Below are 831 nucleotides of genomic sequence, written 5' to 3' on the forward strand. Positions count from 1 at the left end.
GTTCTATCCCGTCCTGATGTTCGGGCTCCCCGCCGCTGCGCTCGCGATGATCCTCGCGGCGAACAGGAAGCAACGCAAGGTCGCGGTCGGCATCCTGTCGGCGGCCGCCCTGACCGCATTTCTCACCGGGGTGACCGAACCGCTGGAGTTCGCGTTCATGTTCGTGGCGTTCCCGCTCTACGTCATCCACGCGGTGCTGACCGGGCTCTCGCTGGCGATCGCCTACCTGCTCGACATCCACCTCGGCTTCTCGTTCTCCGCCGGGCTGCTGGACCTGTTGCTCTACGGCGGTGCCCCTGCGGCGAAGAACATCTGGTTGCTCATCGCGATGGGCGCGGTGTTCTCGATCATCTATTTCGTGTTGTTCTATGTCGCGATCACGAAGTGGAACATGCGCACACCGGGGCGGGAACCAGAGACGGAGTTCGAAGCCGAGGAGCAGGCCAACCTCGGCGAGGGCGCCGATTCCGCCACCACGGTCACGGCCGGTGGGACCGCTACGCTGACCGCCCCCGCCCGTGCGGACACGCAGGCCGAGCAGATCATCGCTGCCTTCGGCGGCCGGGACAACCTCGTCAATGTCGATGCCTGTATCACCCGGCTGCGGGTGGAGGTCACCGACAAGAGCAAGGTCGACCAGGACAGGCTGAAGGCCCTGGGCGCCGCGGGTGTCATCGAGGTCGGCAACAGCGTTCAGGCGGTGTTCGGCACCAGTTCCGAATCGTTGAAGAACGCCATCGTCGACAGCTTGTAACCGCTCACACCGACAGCAGCCGGTTGAAGAAATCGCGATAGCGCGTCAGTGCCACCCGGAGATCTTCGGTGGAGGCC

Annotated in this window: 1 protein-coding gene; it reads left to right on the forward strand. The window is 64.7% G+C overall.

Going from position 1 to position 831, the window contains the following annotated elements:
* Positions 1–754, forward strand: a 754-nt coding sequence (locus IMZ11_RS46885; protein WP_228649310.1) for a glucose PTS transporter subunit EIIB, incomplete at its 5' end; no start/stop codon positions are given.
* Between the last annotated feature and the right edge of the window lie 77 nt (positions 755–831).

Origin of the sequence: Microtetraspora sp. AC03309 (assembly GCF_020826795.1) — a bacterium.
Taxonomy (GTDB): Bacteria; Actinomycetota; Actinomycetes; order Streptosporangiales; family Streptosporangiaceae; genus Microtetraspora; species Microtetraspora glauca.